Annotated in this window: 17 protein-coding genes; 8 read left to right on the top strand and 9 right to left on the bottom strand. The window is 72.9% G+C overall.

Annotated elements, in window-relative coordinates; all coding sequences use genetic code 11:
• Positions 1-40 precede the first annotated feature (40 nt).
• Positions 41-880, bottom strand: coding sequence for an AAA family ATPase (locus AB0D99_RS04595; RefSeq protein ID WP_362356864.1), 840 nt, complete (start codon positions 878-880; stop codon positions 41-43).
• A gap of 379 nt (positions 881-1,259) precedes the next feature.
• On the opposite strand from AB0D99_RS04595, the gene AB0D99_RS04590 reads away from it, so the two are divergent.
• The 3 genes from AB0D99_RS04590 to AB0D99_RS04580 all read left to right on the top strand — a co-directional run bounded on the left by AB0D99_RS04590 (position 1,260) and on the right by AB0D99_RS04580 (position 3,378).
• Entirely contained in the window at positions 1,260-1,481 is a 222-nt protein-coding gene (locus AB0D99_RS04590) for a hypothetical protein (RefSeq protein WP_362356862.1), read from the top strand.
• Positions 1,482-1,555: 74 nt separating this feature from the next.
• Positions 1,556-1,915: a metalloregulator ArsR/SmtB family transcription factor gene (locus tag AB0D99_RS04585; protein ID WP_362356860.1), complete on the top strand. Its 360-nt coding sequence runs from the start codon at positions 1,556-1,558 to the stop codon at positions 1,913-1,915.
• 95 nt (positions 1,916-2,010) lie between these two features.
• The gene (locus tag AB0D99_RS04580; protein ID WP_362356858.1) at positions 2,011-3,378 is read left to right on the top strand and encodes an MFS transporter; all 1,368 of its coding nucleotides are present in this window, start codon (positions 2,011-2,013) and stop codon (positions 3,376-3,378) included.
• Here the strand turns inward: AB0D99_RS04580 and AB0D99_RS04575 are convergent.
• The 5 genes from AB0D99_RS04575 to AB0D99_RS04555 are packed head-to-tail and all read right to left on the bottom strand — an operon-like array spanning position 3,341 to position 10,815.
• Entirely contained in the window at positions 3,341-6,403 is a 3,063-nt protein-coding gene (locus AB0D99_RS04575; protein ID WP_362356856.1) for a glycoside hydrolase family 38 C-terminal domain-containing protein, read from the bottom strand. The genes AB0D99_RS04580 and AB0D99_RS04575 overlap by 38 nt on opposite strands.
• Positions 6,404-6,436: 33 nt before the next feature.
• Complete coding sequence (locus AB0D99_RS04570; RefSeq protein ID WP_362356854.1) at positions 6,437-7,717, bottom strand: glycosyl hydrolase; 1,281 nt, start codon at positions 7,715-7,717, stop codon at positions 6,437-6,439.
• A 37-nt stretch (positions 7,718-7,754) separates the two neighbouring features.
• Complete coding sequence (locus AB0D99_RS04565) at positions 7,755-8,600, bottom strand: carbohydrate ABC transporter permease (protein WP_362356852.1); 846 nt, start codon at positions 8,598-8,600, stop codon at positions 7,755-7,757.
• Between the two features lie 2 nt (positions 8,601-8,602).
• Positions 8,603-9,475, bottom strand: coding sequence for a sugar ABC transporter permease (locus AB0D99_RS04560; RefSeq protein WP_362356850.1), 873 nt, complete (start codon positions 9,473-9,475; stop codon positions 8,603-8,605).
• 56 nt (positions 9,476-9,531) lie between these two features.
• Positions 9,532-10,815 carry a sugar ABC transporter substrate-binding protein gene (locus AB0D99_RS04555; RefSeq protein WP_362356848.1) on the bottom strand — a complete coding sequence of 428 codons (1,284 nt, stop codon included), beginning with the start codon at positions 10,813-10,815 and terminating at the stop codon, positions 9,532-9,534.
• A 125-nt stretch (positions 10,816-10,940) separates the two neighbouring features.
• Between AB0D99_RS04555 and AB0D99_RS04550 the strand changes: the two genes are divergently transcribed.
• The 3 genes from AB0D99_RS04550 to AB0D99_RS04540 all read left to right on the top strand — a co-directional run bounded on the left by AB0D99_RS04550 (position 10,941) and on the right by AB0D99_RS04540 (position 15,685).
• A complete protein-coding gene (locus AB0D99_RS04550; protein WP_362356846.1) occupies positions 10,941-11,972 on the top strand; it encodes a LacI family DNA-binding transcriptional regulator in 1,032 nt (343 codons plus the stop codon).
• 263 nt (positions 11,973-12,235) lie between these two features.
• Positions 12,236-14,692, top strand: coding sequence for a discoidin domain-containing protein (locus AB0D99_RS04545; RefSeq protein ID WP_362356844.1), 2,457 nt, complete (start codon positions 12,236-12,238; stop codon positions 14,690-14,692).
• A 201-nt stretch (positions 14,693-14,893) separates the two neighbouring features.
• Positions 14,894-15,685, top strand: coding sequence for an HAD-IIA family hydrolase (locus AB0D99_RS04540; RefSeq protein WP_362356842.1), 792 nt, complete (start codon positions 14,894-14,896; stop codon positions 15,683-15,685).
• 8 nt (positions 15,686-15,693) lie between these two features.
• Here the strand turns inward: AB0D99_RS04540 and AB0D99_RS04535 are convergent, their stop codons facing one another.
• From AB0D99_RS04535 to AB0D99_RS04525, 3 genes are all read right to left on the bottom strand, one after another.
• Positions 15,694-16,146, bottom strand: a complete 453-nt coding sequence (locus AB0D99_RS04535) for an SRPBCC family protein (RefSeq protein ID WP_362356840.1) — start codon at positions 16,144-16,146, stop codon at positions 15,694-15,696.
• Between the two features lie 108 nt (positions 16,147-16,254).
• The gene (locus AB0D99_RS04530; protein WP_362356837.1) at positions 16,255-16,875 is read right to left on the bottom strand and encodes a DinB family protein; all 621 of its coding nucleotides are present in this window, start codon (positions 16,873-16,875) and stop codon (positions 16,255-16,257) included.
• Between the two features lie 97 nt (positions 16,876-16,972).
• Positions 16,973-17,455, bottom strand: coding sequence for an Lrp/AsnC family transcriptional regulator (locus tag AB0D99_RS04525; RefSeq protein WP_362356832.1), 483 nt, complete (start codon positions 17,453-17,455; stop codon positions 16,973-16,975).
• 272 nt (positions 17,456-17,727) lie between these two features.
• On the opposite strand from AB0D99_RS04525, the gene AB0D99_RS04520 reads away from it, so the two are divergent.
• Together AB0D99_RS04520 and AB0D99_RS04515 are read left to right on the top strand one after the other, a co-directional pair.
• The gene (locus tag AB0D99_RS04520; RefSeq protein ID WP_362356830.1) at positions 17,728-19,272 is read left to right on the top strand and encodes an FUSC family protein; all 1,545 of its coding nucleotides are present in this window, start codon (positions 17,728-17,730) and stop codon (positions 19,270-19,272) included.
• Between the two features lie 109 nt (positions 19,273-19,381).
• Positions 19,382-20,428, top strand: a complete 1,047-nt coding sequence (locus AB0D99_RS04515) for a lactonase family protein (RefSeq protein ID WP_362356828.1) — start codon at positions 19,382-19,384, stop codon at positions 20,426-20,428.
• Positions 20,429-20,441: the final 13 nt, after the last annotated feature.

Genomic DNA, 20,441 nt, shown 5'->3' with positions numbered 1-20,441 from the left:
GCCCGCCCTCCGGGCGGACGGCGCCCCTTTCGACACACACCTAGGTCGTCCCCTCCGGATCCGGCCGGCTCGCTCCGGAGGCAACGGTCTGGAGCGACCCCGGCGCCTGCCGGCCCCCTCGTCCCGTCAGAGCCAGGAGCACCTCGCCCAGGCCAGGGCGGCGCATGCCCGTGTCCTCGGTGCCGATGCCGGCGCGTTCCAGACGGCGGACCAGCGCGGAGAGCAGCATCGGGTCGGACGCCGGCACCGAGAAGAGACCGGAGTGGGGGTCGTGCCGGGGCGAGGCACAGGACAGCTCCGTCAGGATCCGCTCCACCGCCTCCCCGTCTCCGGGCAGCGTCGGGCGCACGCACAGCCGGGGCTCCCCGATCAGGCGCCGCAGTTCGTCGGGACGTCCCTCCGCGACGGTCCGGCCCCGGTCGAGCACGGTGACCCGGTCGGCCAGACCGTCGGCCTCGTCCGGGTACCGCGTCGTGAACAGCACCGAGGAACCCTCCCGCGCCAGCCGCCGCACCACGTCCCACAGCGCCTCGCGCGCCCGCGGGTCGAGCCCCGCGTCCGGCTCGTCCAGGAGCAGCACCGGCGGTCCGCCCAGGAGCCGGCCGAGCGCCCCGACTCCGTCGACGCCGGGCAGGAGCGGCCCGATCAGCTCCCGGACCCGGGCCCGGTCCCGTACGAGATCGTGGCCGCCGACCGTCGCGGTGCCGGCGTCCGGGTGCTCCAGGGCGGCCAGGATCCGCATCGCGGTGGTCTTGCCCGCGCCGTTCGGGCCGATCAGCGCCCGCACCTCGCCGACCCGCAGCTCCAGGTCGACGCCGTCCAGCGCGACCGTGTCCCCGTAGCTCTTGACCAGGCCCTCGGCCCGGATCGTGTACGACATGCGTCCCTCCCTCTCACCCCCGCGCACTCGACGGAGCATCCCGACGATGACCCGCCCGGCTGACAGATCGCTGACCGCGCGGTGACACCACCGGACCCGGGTGGGGACCGGCCCGGCGGGCCCTCGCGCGGGGGTCGCGTAGCCGCGTGCTCGCAGCGGGTCACCTCGACAGGGGCGGCGGCGATGTACAGCCCGGCGGATCGTCTCCGTCCATTTCACCGCCCCGGCGAAGCGGAACCGGCCGGACGAACCAGCGCCGGAACGGGGGCACTTGAGGCGGGTGGGGCCCGGCGGAGGGCTCGCGGGATCCGTCGGCCTCGTCACCGGGCGGGCGCTCGCCCCTGTGCCGGGGGCGTCTCGGCGGGCATACTGACTGACGATGACGAACCGATCCGCGCCTCGGCGCCACCTGTCCACCAGCCCCTTCGCGGCCCCCGTCGACCCCGTGATCAAGGAGTTCGCCGTCGGTGACCGCGTCTCCCACGATCGCCACGGGCTCGGGAAGGTCATCGGCCAGGAGTCGACGGGTGCGTTTCTCGTCGACTTCGGAGCCACCCAGGTCCGCGTCCTGAGCCCGTACAAGGGGATGCACAAGCTCTGACCGCTCGCTTCCCCGAACCGCCCCCGGTGCCTCGCGCCGGGGGCGGTTCGCTTCGCCCTGCCTACGATGGCCCCATGGCAGAACGCGAGGGATCCTCACCAGCGAGTGTTGTGCACCAGCGCACCCCCGGCGCTCCCGAGCTCGCCGCGGCGGCCGGAGTGTTCGCGCTGCTCGCCGACCCGACCCGCCTGCATCTGGTGTGGCTCCTGACGCGTGGGGAGTCGGACGTCGGCGCCCTCGCGGAGGCGTGCGGCGCGGCCCGGCCCGCGGTGAGCCAGCACTTGGCCAAGCTCCGGCTCGGCGGACTCGTCCAGCACCGCAAGGACGGTCGGCGGGTGGTCTACACGCTGCCGGACGGACATATGAGGCGGCTGGTGATCGAGGCGATCAGCCATGCCGATCACCAGGTGACGGGGGAGCCCTGGCACGACTGACGGACCGCCCTCCCGTTATGGATTCAACATGTGCGCAACCATGCACATGTCGGCTACGGTGGTGAGCATCCGGTAGCCGAACGAGGGCGTGCCCCATGCTGTCCGTGCTGCGCAACCGCACCTACCGCCGTCTGTTCACCGCCCAGGTCGTCGCCCTCGCCGGCACCGGGCTCGCGACGGTCGCGCTGAGCCTGCTCGCGTACGACCTCGCGGGCGCCGACGCCTCGGCCGTCCTCGGCACCGCCCTCGCGATCAAGATGATCGCCTCCGTGGGCATCGCCCCCGTCATCGGCGCCTTCGCCGATCGCGTGTCCCGGCGCGCGCTGCTGGTCGCCATGGACCTCACCCGCGCCGCGGCCGCCCTGGCGCTGCCCTTCGTCACCGAGGTCTGGCAGGTCTACGTCCTGATCCTGCTCCTCCAGGCCGCCTCGGCCGCCTTCACCCCGACCTTCCAGGCCACCGTCCCGGACGTCCTGCCCGAGGAGCGCGACTACACCCGCGCCCTGTCGCTCTCCCGGCTCGCCTACGACCTGGAGAACCTCCTCAGCCCCGCTCTCGCCGCCGCGCTGCTGACCCTCGTCCCCTCCGGACTCCTCTTCACCGGCACCGCCGCCGGCTTCCTCGCCTCCGCCGCCCTGGTCGGCTCGGTCCTGCTCCCGAGACCCGAACCGGTCGAGCGGACCGGCGGTGCGTACGCCAAGGCGGCCCACGGCACCCGGCTCTTCCTCGCCACCCCGCGCCTGCGGGCCCTCCTCGCGCTCGATCTGGTCGTCGCGGCCGGCGGCGCGATGGTCCTCGTCAACACCGTCGTGGTCGTACGGGAGGTGCTGGGGCGTTCGGCCGCCGACGTCGCCCTCGCCCTCGGCGCGTACGGAGCGGGCTCCATGGCCGTGGCGCTGCTGCTGCCACGGCTGCTGGACCGGGTCGGTGACCGGGCGGTGCTCCTTCCCGCCGCCCTCGTGACGGCCGGAGTCCTGGCCCTCCTCCCGGCGGGCACGGCGGCGAGCCCCGGCCCCTGGTCATGGCCGGCCCTGCTCGCCGCCTGGTCGCTGCTCGGGGCCGCCTGCTCGGCGGTCCTGACCCCGGGCGGGCGGCTGCTGCGACGCTCGGCGGGCGGCTCGGACCTGCCCGCCGTGTTCGCCGCCCGGTTCTCCCTCTCCCACGGCTGCTGGCTGCTCACCTACCCCCTCGCGGGATGGACCGCCGCGCACGGCGGCCTGCCCCTCGCGGCGGGATCGCTGAGCGCCGTCGCCCTCCTCGCGGCCGTCGCCGCCGCGCGGCTCTGGCCGCGCGCCGATCCGGCCGAGCTCGAACACGTCCACGCGGAGCTGGCGCCGGACCATCCGCACCTGACCGGTACGGGCCGGCGCCACGTCCACGACTACCGCATCGACGCCCTCCACCCCCGCTGGCCGGCCGCCGCGCTCACCGCGCGGCCCCGGTCCCCGCGAAACGCAGCGTGAGCAGCTGGAAGGGGCGCAGGGCCAGTTCGAGCCCGCCGTCCGTCACGGTGACCGCACCGGCCGGGACGTCGTCCAGCGGGCGCTCCAGCAGGTCGCAGACCTCGACCCCGCCGAGGTCGAAACCGGTGGTGAGCCGGGCGCGGGCCCGCCCGCCCCGCGACTCGTAGAGCCGGACGACGACGTCGCCGCTCCGGTCGTCGGCCAGCTTCACGGCGCTGACCACGACGGCGTCGTCGTCCACGGCGACCAGCGGGACCACGTCCGTGTCCCCGGGCACCCGCCGCTCCGGCAGATTGACCCGGTAGCCCTCGCGGACCGCGTCCCCGACCGAGGCGCCGGGCACCAGTGCGTGGCGGAACCGGTGCGGACCCTGGTCGGTGTGCGGGTCGGGGAAGCGCGGAGCGCGCAGCAGGGACACCCGCACCGTCGTCGTGGTGCCGCAGTCGTCGGGCCGTACGGTACGCGTGACGTCGTGCCCGTACGTCGACGCCGTCACCAGCGCGACACCCCAGCCGGGCTCCTCGACGTGGACGAACCGGTGGTTGCACGCCTCGAACTTGGCCGCCTCCCAACTGGTGTTGGTGTGCGTCGGGCGGTACAGGTGGCCGAACTGGGTCTCGGAGGCGTACCGGTCGCTGTGCAGATCCAGCGGGAAGGCCGCCTTGAGGAACTTCTCCGTCTCGTGCCAGTCGACCTCGGTCTCCAGATCGAGTCGCTTCGCCCCGGCGGACAGGGTCAGCGTCTGTACGGCGCGGGAGGAGCCGAACGAACGCGTCACCCGCACCGAGACGGCCCGCCCCGTCTCCGTCGCCACGGCCACCTCGTCCGCGTCGGCCAGATCGGTCACGGTGTTGCGGTAGAACGGGTCGACGTCCCACGCGTCCCACATGTTCGGGAAGTCGGGGTGGATCTGGAGCAGATTCGCCGCCGCTCCCGGGGCGACCGCCTCCCGTCCCTCGGCGAGATCGAGCACCGACACGACCAGTCCGCGCCCGTCCACCACCACCCGCAGCAGCCCGTTGGCGAGCACGAACCCACCGCCGGGACGCGCCTCCACCGTGCACCCGCCGGAGGAGCCGTCCGCCGAGGCCGCCCTGCGGCCCCCGCCCGCCGGCACCCCCGCCCGCGCGTGCGGAGCCGCGTTGAAGCTCACCTCGCCCGCCGCCGCGGGGTCACCGGCCAGCACCCGTTGCGCCCGCCCGATGATCCCCTCCAGCTCCTCGGCGACCGCCGCGTACGTCCGCTCCGCCTCACGGTGCACCCACGCGATCGACGAGCCGGGCAGGATGTCGTGGAACTGGTGCAGCAGCACCGTCTTCCAGATCCGGTCCAACTCCTCGTACGGATAGGGCGCTCCTGACCGCACCGAGGCGGTCGCCGCCCACAGCTCCGCCTCGCGCAGCAGGTTCTCGCTCGCCCGGTTGCCCTGCTTGGTCCGCGCCTGGCTCGTCAGCGTCGCCCGGTGCAGCTCCAGATACAACTCGCCCACCCAGACCGGCGGATGCGGGTACTCGGCCTCGGCCTTCGCGAAGAACTCCGCCGGCCGCTCCCAGCGCACCCGCGCCGAACCCTCCAGATCCCGCAGCCGCGCCGCCTTCGCGATCATCTCGCGGGTGGTGCCGCCGCCCCCGTCGCCCCAGCCGGTCGGCGCGATCGAGTGCCGCGCCCGCCCCTTGTCCTTGAAGTTGCGGACCGCGTGGGCGATCTCCTTGCCCTTCATCGAGCAGTTGTAGGTGTCGACCGGCGGGAAGTGCGTGAAGATCCGCGTCCCGTCGATGCCCTCCCACGAGAAGGTGTGGTGCGGGAAGGTGTTGACCTGGCTCCACGAGATCTTCTGCGTCAGCAGCCACTTCGATCCCGCCGCCTTGATGATCTGCGGCAGCCCGCCCGCGAAACCGAAGGTGTCCGGCAGCCACGCCTCCTCGTTCTCGACGCCGAACTCGTCCAGGAAGAACCGCTTCCCGTGCACGAACTGACGGGCCATCGCCTCCGAGCCCGGCATGTTCGTGTCCGACTCCACCCACATGCCCCCGGCCGGCACGAACCGGCCCTCCGCGACCGCCTTCTTGACCCGCGCGTACACCTCGGGCCGGTGCTCCTTGATCCAGGCGTACTGCTGCGCCTGCGACATGGTGTAGACGAAGTCCGGCTCGTCCTCGAGAAGCGCGGTCATGTTGGCGGTGGTCCGCGCCACCTTGCGGACCGTCTCGCGCAGCGGCCACAGCCAGGCCGAGTCGATGTGGGCGTGCCCGACCGCGCTGATCCGGTGCGCCGACGGCTCGGCGGGCGAGGACAGCACCGCGACCAGCTCCTCACGGGCGGCCGCCGCGGTCCCGTTGACGTCCTGGAGGTCGATGGCGTCCAGCGCCCGTTCGACCGCCCGCAGGATGTCCCAGCGGCGGGCGCCCTCCACGGGCAGCTCCGCCATGAGTTCGCCGAGCACCTCCAGATCGATCACCAGCTGCCACACCGTCTCGTCGAAGACGGCCAGGTCCATCCGCTCCAGCCGGTACTGCGGCCGGTCGCCGGCCGTCTCCTTGTCGCCGAGCTCGGTCGGCAGGAAGGGGTGGTAGTCCAGGATCACCGGGTTGGACGCCGCCTCCACATGCAGCAGCACCTCCTCGCCACCCGCCGCCGGGGCGGCGATCCTGACCCACTGGTTGCGCGGGTTGAGCCCCTTCACCGGCGAACCGTCCGCCCGGTGGACCAGCCCCTCGCACTGGAAGCCGGGCATGTTCGCGTCGAAGCCGAGGTCGATCAGCGCCTCGACCGTCCGGCCCGCCCAGCCCGCCGGTACCGTGCCGGAGACCGTGAGCCAGCTCGTGCCCCAGGGCGCTCCCCAGGCGTCGCCGACGGCGATCGGGGTGCGCGGGGCCGCGATCCCCTCCGCCACCGGCACCGGTTCGTCGGGCGCGGTCCAGATCCCCACCTCCAGGGGCACCGACTCCGGGTGGATCGCCGGCCGGATGCGCTCGTCGAGGACGCGCCGGAGACGGGACTCGATCAGGGTGCGGTCGTCATGCATGGCAGTCGCTCCATCACGTAGAGAGGGTGGTGGTCAGGCCCGGCCGACGTCGTCGACGGTGACCGTCTCGGTGATCCCGCGTGCGCTGAGATGATCGCGGTCCGCCGTCTTCGACGCCAGTACGACGCTCGGCCGCGCGCCGTCCGCCGCCAGTCGCATGAACGCCTCGAAGAAGGCGCCTCCGGGGGCGCACGTCGAGCGCTTCGGTGCGTCGTCGGGCAGGTCGAGGACCAGGGCCGTGGAGCGCGGCCGGGGGCGACGCGTCCGCGCCCGGGCCCGCGCCACCGCCTCGGCGAGCTCGCGGCCGGCCGGCTTCACCGTCCGTTCGGTGGTCAGCAGACCGAGGCTGTACTCCAGTTCGGGGAAGTCGGCGAGCGACCGGTCGACGTCGTGGGAGCACCACCAGGTGACGCCCCACAGGTCCTGGCAGTCGAGCACGGCGTCCACCGTCGTACGGGTGAAGGCGGCGGCCCGGTCGGCGGCGATGTGCGGGGCGGGCGCGCCGACCTCCTGCAGCCACACCGGCCGACCGGGTTCCTCGGCCCATGCCTTCGACAACTCGACCAGGTAGGCGGCGTGTTGTCCGGTCGCGACGGAGGTGGGGCCGTACCGCTGCGCGGTGCCGTTGAAGACCCAGGAGTGCACGGCCGTGACCGCGCCGATCCTGGCCGCGTGGGCGGGCGTGAAGGGATGGTCGTCGAGGTACCAGGCGGCGTCGTACTCCGCATGCAGGTGCGGCCGGCCGGGTGCCCCCTGCTCGCAGGCCGCCAGCATGCGGCGCAGCCAGCTCTCCGCCTCGGCCGGCGTGATCCGGTCCGGGTCGGGGTGCGGGTCGCCGGAGAACTGGTTGATCTCGTTGCCCAGGGTCATGCCCAGGAAGCCGGGCCGGTCGGCCAGGGCGGAGGCGAGGGTGCGCAGATAGGCGGCCTGTCCGTCGAGGACCTCGGGGTCGGTGAACATGTTGCGCCGGTGCCAGGTCAGGGTCCACGACGGCCGGAAGTCGAAGCTCGACAGATGGCCCTGCAGCCCGTCGACGGCCACGTCGAGCCCGCGCTCGGCCGCCGCGTCGACGAGCTCCACCAGCTGCTCCACGGCGCGGGGGCGGATGAAGGTGCGGTTCGGCTGGAAGACGGGCCACAGCGGGAAGACCCGCAGGTGGTCGAGGCCGAGTGCGGCGATCGAGTCGAGGTCGGCGCGGACGGCGTCGAGGTCGAAGTCGAGCCAGTGGTGGAACCAGCCCCTGCTGGGGGTGTAGTTGACGCCGAACCGAGGGGCGTGCCCGTGCTCGGCGGGGAGGTCCTGGGGAGTGGTCATGCGGGGCGTCGAGTCCTTCCCGGATCCGGTGCGGAGGTCATCCCTTGATGGCGCCTTCCTCGACGCCCTTGAAGAAGAACCGCTGGAGCGCGGCGAACACGGCCACGATCGGCAGGAAGGCGATCATGGTGCCGGCCGCGATCAGCCGGGGGTTGGCGGTGAACGTGCCGTCGAGGTACTGCAGTCCGACGGTCAGGGTGTAGTGCTCGGGATCGTTGAGGACGATCAGAGGCCAGAGGAAGTCGTCCCAGGCGCCGATGAAGGTGAAGATCACGACCACGCTCAGCATCCCCCGGACGTTGGGCAGGCCCACGTGGACGAGGCGCTGCCACACGCTCGCGCCGTCCACGAGCGCCGCCGCGTCGAGCTCGGGCGGCACGGCCTGGAAGGCGGTGTACATCAGCAGCACGTTCAGCATGGCGATCGCCCCGGGCAGCGCCACCCCGAGCAGGGTGTCCGTCAGTCCCATGCTCCGGACCGTGACGTACTGCGAGACGATCGTGACCTCGCCGGGCAGCACCAGCGTGGCGAGGAAGAGACCGAGCACCAGGCGCGCCCCGCGGAACCGCAGCCGGGACAGCGCGTACCCGGCGAGGGTGGCCCCCACGACGTTGCCCGCCACCGCGATCGCCGCCACGGTCAGTGAGTTGACGGCGTAGGTCCACACCGGGACGGCGTCGGCGACCTGGGCGTAGTTGGAGAGGGTCCAGTCCTGCGGCAGGAAGTCCGGGGTGCGGGAGTACACGTCCTCCCCGGGCCCCTTGAGCGAGGTGGAGAGCTGCCACAGGAACGGGCCGATGGTGAGCAGCAGGACCAGGGTCAGGAGCAGATAGCGGGCCGCCCGCGTGGCCGGGGCGGGCGTGCCGAATCCGCGTGCGGGCATGGTCAGGCCGCCTTCCGGTTGAGCCGGGCCAGGAGCAGCATCGGGCCGACGGTGATGACGAAGAGCAGCAGGCTGAGGGCGGAGGCGTAGCCGATGTGCCCGGTGAAGCCCCGGCTGTACATCTGTATGAGCATCACCACCGACATGTCCCGGCCGCCGGGGCCGCCGGTTCCGTCGGACAGGACGTACAGCTCCGAGAAGACCCGCAGGGCGGAGACCGAGATGAGGACCGAGACCAGCATCATCGTCGTCCGGACCCCGGGCAGGGTGACGTGCCAGAAGCGGCGCACGGCGGAGGCTCCGTCGACGGCGGCGGCCTCGTGCAGCTCGCGGCCGACGTTTCCCAGCGCGGACAGGTAGATGACCATGTAGTAGCCGAGCCCCTTCCAGACCGTGAGTCCGATGGCGCTGAAGAGCAGGAGCCAGCGGTCGGTGAGGAAGTCGACGGGCCGGTCGGCGAGGCCGAGCCGGCCGAGCAGCCCGTTGACGAGGCCGCGGTCGTCCAGGACCCATCCCCAGATCAGCCCCACCACGACGGCGGAGGCGACGACCGGGGTGTAGAAGGCGGTGCGGAAGAAGGTGATCCCGGGGAGCTTCTTCTCCACGAGGAGGGCGAGCAGCAGCGGCAGCAGGGTGAGCAGGGGCAGACAGACGAGCAGGTACACGATGCTGTTGATCAGCGCGTCGGTCAGCTGCTCGTCGTTCAGGGCGCGTTCGTAGTTGGCGAGGCCGGTGAAGCGGCCGCCGCCCAGGGGCTTGGCGTTGGTGAACGACAGGATCACCGTGTTGAGGGCGGGCCACAGGTTGAACACGACGAGCCAGACCACGGCAGGCCCGGCGAGCAGCCACGGGGTGAACCAGCGCCGGTGTGTCATGGGGTGCCTTCCGGGAAGGGGAGCGGCGCCGGGGGAAGGCGGCGCCGCTCGCCGGATCAGTCCTTGAGCAGCTGGTCGGCGCGGGCGACCGCGGTGTCCAGGGCCTCCTTGGAGCCGGCCTGGCCGCTCAGCGCGAGGGCGATCTGCTGGTTGACGACGGTCTTGACCGCGTCGTTCGCCTGGACGGGCTCCAGCATCGTGGCCTGGGCGAGCGAGGCGAAGGCGGTGACCTTGGCGTCCCCGGCGTTGGTGCCGTCGCTCTTGCTGAAGAAGGGGTCGGAGGCCGATGCCCTGGTCGACGGGAAGATGCTCGTGAGGTGGGCGAAGGCGGCCTGGTTCTCGGCGTTGGTCACCCAGCGGGCGAGCGCCAGGGCGGTGGCCCGGTTCTTGGTGCCCTTCGCGACCGAGAGGCCCTGGACGTACAGCGGAGGGGTGCCCATGGCGGGGGAGGAGACCACCGTGGGGGCCAGGCTGGGGTTGTCGGTCGCCAGCGAGGTGATGTAGTTCCCGCCCGCGGTCGTCCAGGCGGCCGTACCGGAGCTGAACAGCTTGGTGTTGCCCGCGTACGTCTCGGTCAGCACGTCCTTGGGCAGCAGCCCCTCCTTGAAGGCGGCGCGGTAGGTGTCGAGGACCGCGGCGGCCTCCGGGGTGTTGAAGGTGAAGCGGGTGCCGTCGTCGGACATGAGCTTCACCCCGGCGTTGGCGAAGTCCATCAGACCGGGCTTGCGGCTCATCAGATAGACCGAGCCGTCGGACTTCCGCTTGACGGTCCTGGCCGCGGCGATCAGCTCGTCGAGCGACGCCGGCGGCTTCTTCGGGTCCAGGCCGTAGCGGGTGAGCAGGGCCGCGTTCCAGTAGTTGACGTCGGTGTTGAGGTACCAGGGGTATCCGTACGTGCCGTCGTGTCCGGCGAAACGGTAGGCGTCGGTGCCGCCCTCGACGTAGTCGGCGTCCAGCTTCGGGTCCGCTTTCGCCACGTCCAGCAGCATGGACTGCCGCACCAGCGGCAGAGCGAAGTCAGGCGGCAGATTGACCACGTCGGGAAGGGTGCCGCCGGCCGCCTGGCTCAGCACCTTCTCCGCGTAGCCTTCGCCGGGCTGATCGAGCCATTCGACCTCGACGCCCGGGTTCTTCTTCTCGAAGGCGTCGATCACGCCCTCCATGTACGCGGTGAACTTCGGTTTCAGGGCCCAGGTCTGCAGCGAGACCTTGCCCTTCACCTCGCCGCCGGCCGCCGCGCCCGTGTCGTCGGAGCCGTTCGGGTCGCCGAGGCCGCAGCCGGCGAGCGTGGCCGCGGCGACCGCGGCGACGGCCGCCCGCACCCAGTGGCTTGTTCGCATGTGAGAGGTCTCCCGGTCTGTTCTGGCGGAGGATGCAGAGTTACTAAACCGGTCTAGCGATGGGGGACTATGCTCCGGCTACACTCCGCTGTCAAGACAGTGCGCGAGGAACGAAGGGGCGCTGCGTGGCCAGACCGACGATCGCCGACATCGCCCGCAGGGCCGGGGTCTCCAAGGGCGCGGTGTCCTTCGCGCTCAACGGCAGGCCGGGGGTGAGCGAGGTGACCCGGGAGCGCATCCTGCGGGTGGCCGAGGAGATGAACTGGCGGCCCCACAGCGCCGCGCGGGCCCTCGGCGGGGCACGGGCCGGCGCCGTCGGCCTCGTGCTCGCACGGCCGGCCCGCACCATCGGTCTCGAGCCGTTCTTCGGCCACCTGCTGAGCGGACTGCAGGCCGGTCTCTCGGTACGCGGTACGGCACTGAACCTGCTGGTCGTCGAGGACACGGCGGCCGAGATCGAGGTGTACCGGCGCTGGACCTCCGAGCATCGCGTCGACGGATTCGTCCTGGTCGACCTCCAGGTGCGTGACCCCCGGATCCCCGTCCTGGAGGAGCTCGGCGCCCCCACGGTCGTCATCGGCGGGCCCGGCAGGCACGGCAGCCTGCCCGGCGTCTGGGCGGACGACCGCGAGGCGATGGTGTCGATCGTGGACTACCTCGCGGCCCTGGGGCACCGCAGGATCGCCCACCTGGCCGGCCTGCCGGCCTTCCAGCACACCCAGCGCCGCATCCGGGCCGTACGGGACAGCGCCCGGCGCCTCGGTCTGGCCGAGGCGGTGTCGCTGCCCACCGACTTCAGCGACGCGGAGGGCGCCGCCGCCACCCGGGCCCTGCTGGCCCGGCCCCGGCGGCCGACGGCGATCATCTACGACAGCGACGTGATGGCCGTGGCCGGGCTGGGCGTGGCCGCCGAGATGGGCGTACGGGTCCCCGGCGAACTGTCGATCGTCTCCTTCGACGACTCCGCGCTCGCCCGCATCGTCCACCCCGCGCTCACCGCGCTCTCCCGGGACACCTTCGCCCTCGGCGAGCAGGTCGCGCGGGAACTGCTCACGCTCGTCGACGACCCGGCGGCGGCGCGGGACGTCAAGAACCCGACCCCGCGCCTGACGGTCCGTGAGAGCACGGCGCCCCCGGCTCTTGACCCGGCGAACTAAAGCCGTTTAGCCTCCCGGGGCGTGACGGGCCGACGGCGCCGCGCGTGGACGTCACTTCCACGCCCCCGGCTCCGCGCGGCGTCCCCGCTACGCCCGTCGGCGCGGTACGCCGGGCACCACGCGCCCGTCGGCGCGGTGCCGAGGCACCCCGCGCCGTGGTCCGAGCCCCACCCGCCAGGCACCCCTCTCGTCACGCGTCATCCGCACCACCAGTACCTCCCGTACGCCCAGCACCCCCACCCTTCGCTGGACCGGAGTATCGGATGAGACGACATCTGCCCCTCGTGCCGATCGCGGCGCTCCTCGCCGCCCTTCTCGGCCTCGCACCCCTCACGTCCGCCGCGAGCGCGTCGAGCCCGCCGACCGGAACCCCCGCGTCGGCGCGGGCGGCGGGAGACCAGCCCTACGCCTCGTACTGGCACCCCGACACCCTCCTGAACTGGGACCCGGCCACGGATCCCGACGCGCGGTTCAACCGCTCCCGCGTCCCCCTGCGCCCGCGCGTCTCCGACCCCGCGCTCAAGGCCAACGCCAACGCCCGGGCCGGCGAGGGGAAGATCGCGTCCCTGGTCTCCTTCGGCCCCACCTCGAACAACCCCTCCCAGGGCTCCACCGACCCGCACCACTACGCCTTCGGCCACTGGCAGTACATCGACACGCTGGTGTTCTGGGGCGGCTCGGCGAGCGAGGGCCTGATCCTCGCCCCCAACGCGACCGTCATCGACGCCGCCCACCGCAACGGCGTGAAGGTCTACGGCACCGTCTTCTTCCCGCCCACCGCCTACGGCGGCCAGATCCAGTGGGTGCGCGACTTCGCGAAGAAGACCGGTTCCACCTACCCCGTCGCGGACAAGCTCGCCCAGGTCGCGCAGTACTACGGGTTCGACGGCTGGTTCATCAACCAGGAGACCGCGGGCGGGGACGCGGCCCTCGCGACCGCGCTGCGCGACGAGATGCGGTACACCCGCTCCCTCGGCCCGGTCGAGTTCATGTGGTACGACGCGATGACCGAGTCCGGCGCCGTGAGCTGGCAGGACTCCCTCACCTCCGCCAACGACTCCTTCCTGCAGGAGGGTTCGCTGCGCACCTCCGACGCGATGTTCCTCGACTTCGGGTGGAGCGCCTCGGGGCTGAGCTCCTCCCGCACGCTCGCCCGCGGCCTCGGGCGCAGCGAGTACGAGCTGTACTCGGGCATCGACACCGAGGCCAACGGCTATGACACCGCCGTCCCCTGGGCCTCGGTCTTCCCCGCCGGGCAGCCGCACGTCACCTCCCTCGGCATCTACCGGCCCGAGTGGACCTTCACCTCCTCGGCGAACCGGGCGGACTCCCACGCCAGAGAGGCGCGTTACTGGGTCGGCGCCAACGGCGACCCGTCCGACACCACGACCACCTCGGCCTGGAAGGGGCTCGCGCACTACGTCCCCGAGTCCTCCCCCGTCACCGCCAAACCCTTCGTGACCTCGTTCGGCGCCGGCCAGGGGGACTCCTACCACTCCGGCGGGGTACGGGTGGCGTCGGGCGGCTGGAACAACCTGTCCCTCCAGGACGTGCCCCCGACGTACCGCTGGCTGGTCACCTCCACCGGCTCCGAACTCACCCCGTCGATCGACTTCTCCGACGCCTACGAGGGAGGCTCCTCGCTGCGCCTGACGGGCACCCTCGACGCGGTGAACACCGTCCGGCTGTACCAGACCAGGCTGCCGGTCGCCGCCGACACCAAGCTGTCCGTGGTCGTGAAGACCCCGGCCGCGGGCCCCACCCGCCTCAGGGCCGCGGTCTCCTTCACCGACGCGCCGACCACCTTCACCACCCTGGACCTCGGCTCCAACAGCACCACCGGCTGGGAGCGCAAGACCCTCGACCTGACCGCCCACGCCGGCCGGACCGTCGCCCAGATCGGTCTGCAGACCACCGGATCCGCCGCCTCGTACGACGTGCGGGTCGGGCAGATCGCGGTCTACGACGGCGCCGTGGACGCGGCGGCGGCGCCGACCGCCGTCACCGTCCTCGGCACCACCGACGTGAGCCCCGCGCGCAAGTCGCTGCGCCTGTCCTGGACGGCCTCGGCCGCCGGCTCCGTACACCACTACGAGGTCTACCGGCGCAACGACGACGGCAGCCGCACCTTCCTCGGCGCCACCCCCAACGACGCGCTCTTCGTCCCCCGGCTCGACCGGTCCGGTACCGAGGCCGCCACGACGCTCGACGTCGAGGCGGTCTCCACCGAGTACGGCCGCTCGCCGGCCGCCACCACCACCGTCGGCTGGTCCGGCGCGACCGAGTCCAACCTCGCGCTGAACCGTCCCGCGACCGCCTCCGGCCAGTGCAACGGCACCGAGACGCCGGCGAAGGCCGTCAACGGCACGGTCTCCGGCGGGAACGGCGACAAGTGGTGCACCACCACGACCGCCAAGTGGCTGGAGATCGACCTCGGTTCGCTCCGTACGGTCAACCGGCTCACGGTCGGGCACGCGGCGTCCGGCGGCGAGAGCGCGTCCTGGAACACCCGCGACTTCACCCTCAAGGTCCGCCGCTCGACCGCCGACCCGTGGACCACGGCGGCGACCGTCACCGGCAACACGGCGGCCGCCACCACACCCCGTGGCCGCCGAGGCACGCTACGTACGCCTGGACATCAGCAGGCCCACCCAGACCACCGACCCCGCCGCACGGATCTACGAGGTCGAGGCATGGGGGTCTTGACGAGGGCGAAATAAGGAGGAAAATCCCTAATACACCAGAAAACCAGAGCGAGCCGCACCCGTCGGCGAAGACGTTCGCCGACCCGCGTGACCCACTCGCTGGCTCTGGCCAGGCCCCCGGCAGATCCTCCCGGATCTCAGGGTGATCAGCGACGACTGAGAAGCCCGAGTGCGGAGACGGACTACCGGGGACTGCATGTGTGGAGGCCTCTCCCCGTGCCACGAATCCGAGCCGCACTGATCGACATCGACGGCGTGCTCACCGTCTCCTGGAAGGCGCTGCCGGGCGCCGTCGCGGCCATGGAGCGGCTGCGCGCCGACGACGTCCCCCTCGCGCTCGTCACCAACACCACGTCGAGGACGCGCGCCTCCGTGGCCGAGAGGCTGGCCGGGGAGGGCTTTCCCGTCGGTGTCGACGACATCCTCACCGCGCCCGCCGCCACCGCGGGCCACCTGCGGGAGCACTACCCGGGGGCGCGCGTTCTGCTGCTCAACACCGGGGACGTCGCCGACGACCTCGGCGGTCTGACGCTCGTCGACGAGGACGGCCCGCCCCCGGACGTGGTCGTCCTCGGCGGCGCGGGCGACGCGTTCGGCTACGCCTCGCTCAACCGCGTCTTCCGCCATGTGCGGGCCGGCGCGCGGCTCGTCGCCATGCACCGCAACCTCTACTGGCGTACCGCCGACGGGCTCGACCTCGACACGGGAGCCTTCCTGCTCGGGCTGGAACGGGCCGCCGGAGTCGAGGCCGAGATCACCGGCAAACCGTCCCCCACCTTCTTCGCCACCGCTCTCGCCCGCCTCGGCGCCGACGCGGGCGAGACGCTCATGGTGGGGGACGACATCGAGTCCGACGTCCTCGCGGCCCAGCGCTGCGGCATCACCGGTGTCCTGGTGCGGACCGGCAAGTACCTGCCCGAGACGCACGAGGCGGCGGAGGGCGACCCCGACCACGTACGGGACTCCTTCGCCGACGTCCCCGGCCTCGTGCGGTCGGGCGACGCGTGATCGCTCCGTCAGCGGGTGGCGCCCGCCTCCAGAATGCCCTTCAGGGTCCGCTCGTCCCTGGGCATCTCCTTGCGCACGTGCGGGCGTACGACCAGCGGGACCAGCGCCTTGCCGATGCCGTGGCCCTCGAAGTCGAGGGAGATCGTCACCCGTGAATGCTCGCCGTCGTCGATCGGCTCGATCCTGCCCTGGACATCGCCGCGCACCGGCCCGTCGATGCCGTGGACGTGCCAGCTCCGGGGCGGATCCAACTCGATGACCTGCATGATGCTGACCATCGAACGCCGCCCCACCCGGCGTGTCACGGCGACCTTGGAGCCGACCGTGACGGGTCCCGTGCCCAGGGGGCGGACCGAGACGGCGCTCTCCTGCCAGTCGGGCAAGTGGGTCGGGTCGGTCACGTAGGAGAAGACCTCCTCGGGGCTGCGGGAAATGTCGATGGATTCCTTGATGGCAGACATTTCGCCCTCTTGACTGTCTTCGTCATGGCTGTTGTCGCTTCATCCGAATGATCCCACGGGCGGGACCGCATTGCCATCGAGCACCTCGGCCTTCCCCCTGCCCGGCGCCTACGCGCCGCGTTCCCGGTAGAGGTCCCGGAGGAGCGCGATCTCGGCTCCGTGGTGCAGCAGTTCCTGGTTGACCCACCAGACGACATCGAGGAAGGGCTCCTCGGGATCGCCGCCGTGCGGGTACGTGCTGAGGCCCACCGTGTCCAGCCCCTCGTCGTCGACCGAGAGCAGGGCCTTCCGCCAGGCTTCCGCGCCGGCGTCGAAGGCGTCGACCGCCGAGGCGACGTCGCCTCGGACCGGATAGTCGTCGCGGGTCAGCCGGTGGCCGCCGGCGGTGTGGTCCGCGCGGAGCGTCATGAGCTCGCTCAGATGACTCAGCCGCCAGGCGATGGTGGTGAACGGCGGGGGAGTGGGGTGCGGAGGCGCGGTCGCGTCGCGCCCCCAGTCGCCCACGCCGGTCAGGACGGTCGCCCGCGGGCCCGGCCCGTCGGCGCGGCGCCGCACCGACCAGCAGCCCGGCACCGGTTCCCAGAGGTACTCCTCGTCGGTGAGCGCCTCGACCCCCACGTCCGTGCCGTTGCCGCTGTCCACGAACGGCCCCGCCATGCGCTGCCGGAGCCTGAGCCGTGCGAAGTCGAACTGGTCGAGCAGCGGGACCAGTCGGGGCGGCAGGGACATGCGGGCTCCTCGGCGGGGCGGGTCGGGTCGTCCGTACCCTGACACGCGAAGGCTCCGCCGGGCGAAGGGGTTTCGCCGACCGCCCCGTCACGCCGGTTCAGGCGCCCCGGCCCGACGCCCTCCCCACCGCCTCCACCAGGGGCAGGAGCCGGTGCGGAACGCGCTCGCGCAGGGCCATCTCCGTCCGCGTGCGGACCACGCCCGGCAGCTGGATCAGCTGCTGGATCACGTCCTCCAGATGGCCGTTGTCCCGGGCCACCACGCGCGTCAGCAGGTCCCCGCCGCCGGTGATCGAGAAGGCTTCGACGATCTCGGGCACGGCGGCCAGCGCGTCGCCGACCTCGTCCAGATGCCCCTGCGTGACCTCGATGTGGACGAAGGCGAGCACCGGGTGGCCGAGTGCGGCGGGGGAGAGGACCGGACCGGTGGCGGTGATCACCCCGTCCCGCTCCAGCCGGTCGATCCGGGCCTGCACCGTGCCCCGGGCCACCCCGAGGATCCGTGCGTACTCCCGCACGGAGGTGCGTGGCTGCTCGATCAGCAGCCGCAGGATGCGCGTGTCGAGCTCGTCCACCGCCATGGTCCGTTGGCCCCCTTCTGGCCGGTTTCACGTCGCGACGACTGTACCAATGGCCCAGCCCTGACCCGTCGAGTTGAGCCAGTGGGTGATCAGGTGTTTTCCTCTGAGGAGAGTACGAAGAGATGGCGCCGCGCGTGCGCCGGACCGGCGACGAGGCCGGGTACCGGACCGCGGCGCCTTTCCCATGTCCAGGGGCCGCCGCCACAAGCAGGCCCGGGCACGAGATCACGCGAAGAGGGTGTGTGTACGGCAGCAGGCGCGGAACCACCGCCATGAAGCAGCTCCGGGCGGCCGGGCGTCGGCTCGTCCGACTCGTGTTCGTGGCACCCGACCCGGGCCGGGTCCGGCTGCGGGTCTCCTCGCGAGCCGTGCTCGCCGTCGCGCTCTCCGTCGCGGCGGCCGAGCTCGCCGGACTCTCCCTGACCGCCTCGATCACCGGCGGCCTCGCCGCGCTGCTCGCGCTCTTCACCGTCGGCGACCCGACCGTCCGCCGGCAGCTGACCACCACGGCCCTGCTGCCCGCCGTCGGCTTCCCGGTCCTCGCCCTCGCCACCGCCCTGCACGGCGTACCGCTGCTGCGTGACGCGTCCTGGCTGCTCGTCGTCTTCGCGGGCGTGTACGCGCGCCGCTGGGGCCCGCGCGGACACGCGCTCGGCATCTTCGCGTTCATGATGTTCTTCGTCACCCAGTTCCTGCACGCGCTGCCCGCCCAGCTTCCGGAGCTGTACGCGGCGGTGGCGCTCGCCCTCGTGGTCTCGGCCACGGTCCGCTTCGTCGCCTGGTGCATCGAGCGGCGCGTGCCGCCGCCCGCCGCCCCCGCCCCGCTGCCCGGCCGCGGCCTCGACCGGCCCACCACCCGGCAGGCGTTCCAGGCCACCGCGGCCTGCGCCGTCGCGCTCGCCGCCGGCCAGCTCATCTCCCACGAGCGCTGGTACTGGGCCGTCGGCACCGCGTGGTGGATCTTCGTCAACACCGCCTCGCGCGGCGAGACCCTGGTCCGCGGCTTCCGCCGGGTCGTCGGGACGGTCACCGGCATCGCCGCCGGACTCCTGATCGCGATCCCGCTCGCCGGCGCGCCCGCCCCGACCGCCGTCCTGGTCGCGCTGTGCGTCTTCGGGATCTTCTACACCGCCCCGCTGTCGTACAGCTGGATGATGTTCTTCGTGACCGTCATGGCCGGGCTGCTGTACGGACTCCTCGGCGTCCTGCACCCCGGGCTGCTGCTGCTCCGCTTCGAGGAAACGGCGGTAGGGGCGCTCGGCGCGGCCGTCGGTGTCGCCCTGCTGCCCGTGACGACCCACGCCGCCACCAACGCCTGGATCGAGCGGGCCGTGACCTGTGTGCACGACTGCACCACCGTCGCGGCGCGACGGCTCGCGGGCGACCCGGACGCGGACCCCGCGCCGCTCGCCGCCGAGCTGGAGGTCCTGCTCGGGCGCGTCAGGCTCTCGCTGGCGCCGCTGGTGCACCCGCTGAGCCCGCTGCGGGCCCGCAAGGCCCGTGCCCGCCGCGTGCTCGACCTGCTCGACGACTGCGCCCGCGAGATCCGCGGTCTCGCCGCCGTCGCCGCCGACCCCGACGCCTCCCACGACGCCCGGCTCGCCGCCGCGTCCTGGCGGGTCGAGGCGGCCGTCCACGCCCTCGTCCCGCCGGCCCGCCCCGCGCCCTCCGCCGCCGTCGCGGCAGAGGCCCTGCCGTCGCACCACCCGGGCGCCGAGGCCGCTCTCGGCCACCTGTACGGGCTGGAGCGGGCGCTGGTCGATCTGGCCGCGCCGCTGCGCACCTCCCCGAGCGCCCCGCTCGTCCCCGCGGCCTGAGGGCGGCTTCCGGCGCCGCTTGATCCAAGTTGGTCTAGACCGCCTGCTAACGTCGGCCCCGACGACGCGGGCGGTCGGCCGTGACCGCCCGGCGGAGAGGGGAGACGCCATGGGCGGCACAGACGCGCGGGAACCGGTACGGGCCTTCATCGGATCGTTCACCTCGGCCGGCGGCCGGGGCATCCTCACCGCCGACGTGGACGCCGACACCGGCGCCCTGACCGTCACGGCGGAGACCGCCGCCCTGGCGGACCCCTCCTTCCTCGCTCTCGCGGGCACCGTGCTCTACGCCGTCTCGGAGGCCGACGAGGGTGCTGCCGCCGCCTTCGACGTGAGCGGAGCCGTACCCCGGCCGCTCGGCGCTCCGGTGGCCGTCCAGGGCTCCGGCCCCACCCACCTCGCCGTCGCCGGGGGCCACGTCCTCACCGCGAACTACGGCTCCGGCAGCGTCACCGCCCTGCCCGTCGGCCCCGACGGCGCGCTCGGCCCCGCCACCCACGTCGCCCGGCACGAGGGCTCGGGGCCGGTCGCCGAGCGCCAGCGCGGTCCGCATGCCCATCAGGTGCTGCCCACGCCCGGCGGGCCCTGGGTGACCGCCGTGGACCTCGGCACCGACTCCGTACGGATCTACGCCCTCGAACCCGCCTCCGGGGCGCTGCGCCCGCACGGCGAGACCGTCCTGCGCCGCGGCTCGGGCCCCCGCCACCTGGCCTTCCATGCCGCCGGCGGCCACGCCTACGTCCTGAACGAGCTGGAACCCACCCTCACCGTCTGCCGCTGGGACGCGGCGGCCGGGGCCCTCGAACCGGTCGCCGAGACGTCCGTGCTTCCCGAGGGAGCCACGGGGGCGAGCTACCCCTCCGCGCTCGTCGCCTCCCCCGACGGCCGGTTCCTGTGGGCGGCCGTACGGGGCGAGGACAGCGTCGCCGTCCTCGCGCTCGACGAGACCGGCGAGAAGGCCGCTCTGGTGGCCTCCGTGCCCTGCGGGGGCCACTGGCCCCGCGACCTGGCCCTCGACCCCTCGGGGCGGCGGCTGTACGCCGCCAACGAGCGCTCCGGCGACGTCACCCGGTTCGACATCGACGCGGAGAGCGGAATCCCGCACCGCGCGGGCGCGATCGAGGCACCGGCCGCGACCTGCGTGGTCTTCGGCTGAACGGCCGGCCCCG

Origin of the sequence: Streptomyces sp. NPDC047971 (assembly GCF_040653355.1) — a bacterium.
In the GTDB taxonomy this organism is placed as follows: Bacteria; Actinomycetota; Actinomycetes; order Streptomycetales; family Streptomycetaceae; genus Streptomyces.
The sequence above is the reverse complement of the archived record's forward strand: the minus strand, read 5'-3'. Positions and strand labels throughout refer to the sequence as shown.

Bases quoted from the DNA above. Each gene is read 5' to 3' on its own strand.
- AB0D99_RS04595 (WP_362356864.1), bottom strand. From the start codon at position 880: ATGTCGTACACGATCCGGGCCGAGGGCCTGGTCAAGAGCTACGGGGAC.
- AB0D99_RS04590 (WP_362356862.1), top strand. From the start codon at position 1,260: ATGACGAACCGATCCGCGCCTCGGCGCCACCTGTCCACCAGCCCCTTC.
- AB0D99_RS04585 (WP_362356860.1), top strand. From the start codon at position 1,556: ATGGCAGAACGCGAGGGATCCTCACCAGCGAGTGTTGTGCACCAGCGC.
- AB0D99_RS04580 (WP_362356858.1), top strand. From the start codon at position 2,011: ATGCTGTCCGTGCTGCGCAACCGCACCTACCGCCGTCTGTTCACCGCC.
- AB0D99_RS04575 (WP_362356856.1), bottom strand. From the start codon at position 6,403: ATGCATGACGACCGCACCCTGATCGAGTCCCGTCTCCGGCGCGTCCTC.
- AB0D99_RS04570 (WP_362356854.1), bottom strand. From the start codon at position 7,717: ATGACCACTCCCCAGGACCTCCCCGCCGAGCACGGGCACGCCCCTCGG.
- AB0D99_RS04565 (WP_362356852.1), bottom strand. From the start codon at position 8,600: ATGCCCGCACGCGGATTCGGCACGCCCGCCCCGGCCACGCGGGCGGCC.
- AB0D99_RS04560 (WP_362356850.1), bottom strand. From the start codon at position 9,475: ATGACACACCGGCGCTGGTTCACCCCGTGGCTGCTCGCCGGGCCTGCC.
- AB0D99_RS04555 (WP_362356848.1), bottom strand. From the start codon at position 10,815: ATGCGAACAAGCCACTGGGTGCGGGCGGCCGTCGCCGCGGTCGCCGCG.
- AB0D99_RS04545 (WP_362356844.1), top strand. From the start codon at position 12,236: ATGAGACGACATCTGCCCCTCGTGCCGATCGCGGCGCTCCTCGCCGCC.
- AB0D99_RS04535 (WP_362356840.1), bottom strand. From the start codon at position 16,146: ATGTCTGCCATCAAGGAATCCATCGACATTTCCCGCAGCCCCGAGGAG.
- AB0D99_RS04530 (WP_362356837.1), bottom strand. From the start codon at position 16,875: ATGTCCCTGCCGCCCCGACTGGTCCCGCTGCTCGACCAGTTCGACTTC.
- AB0D99_RS04525 (WP_362356832.1), bottom strand. From the start codon at position 17,455: ATGGCGGTGGACGAGCTCGACACGCGCATCCTGCGGCTGCTGATCGAG.
- AB0D99_RS04520 (WP_362356830.1), top strand. From the start codon at position 17,728: ATGAAGCAGCTCCGGGCGGCCGGGCGTCGGCTCGTCCGACTCGTGTTC.
- AB0D99_RS04515 (WP_362356828.1), top strand. From the start codon at position 19,382: ATGGGCGGCACAGACGCGCGGGAACCGGTACGGGCCTTCATCGGATCG.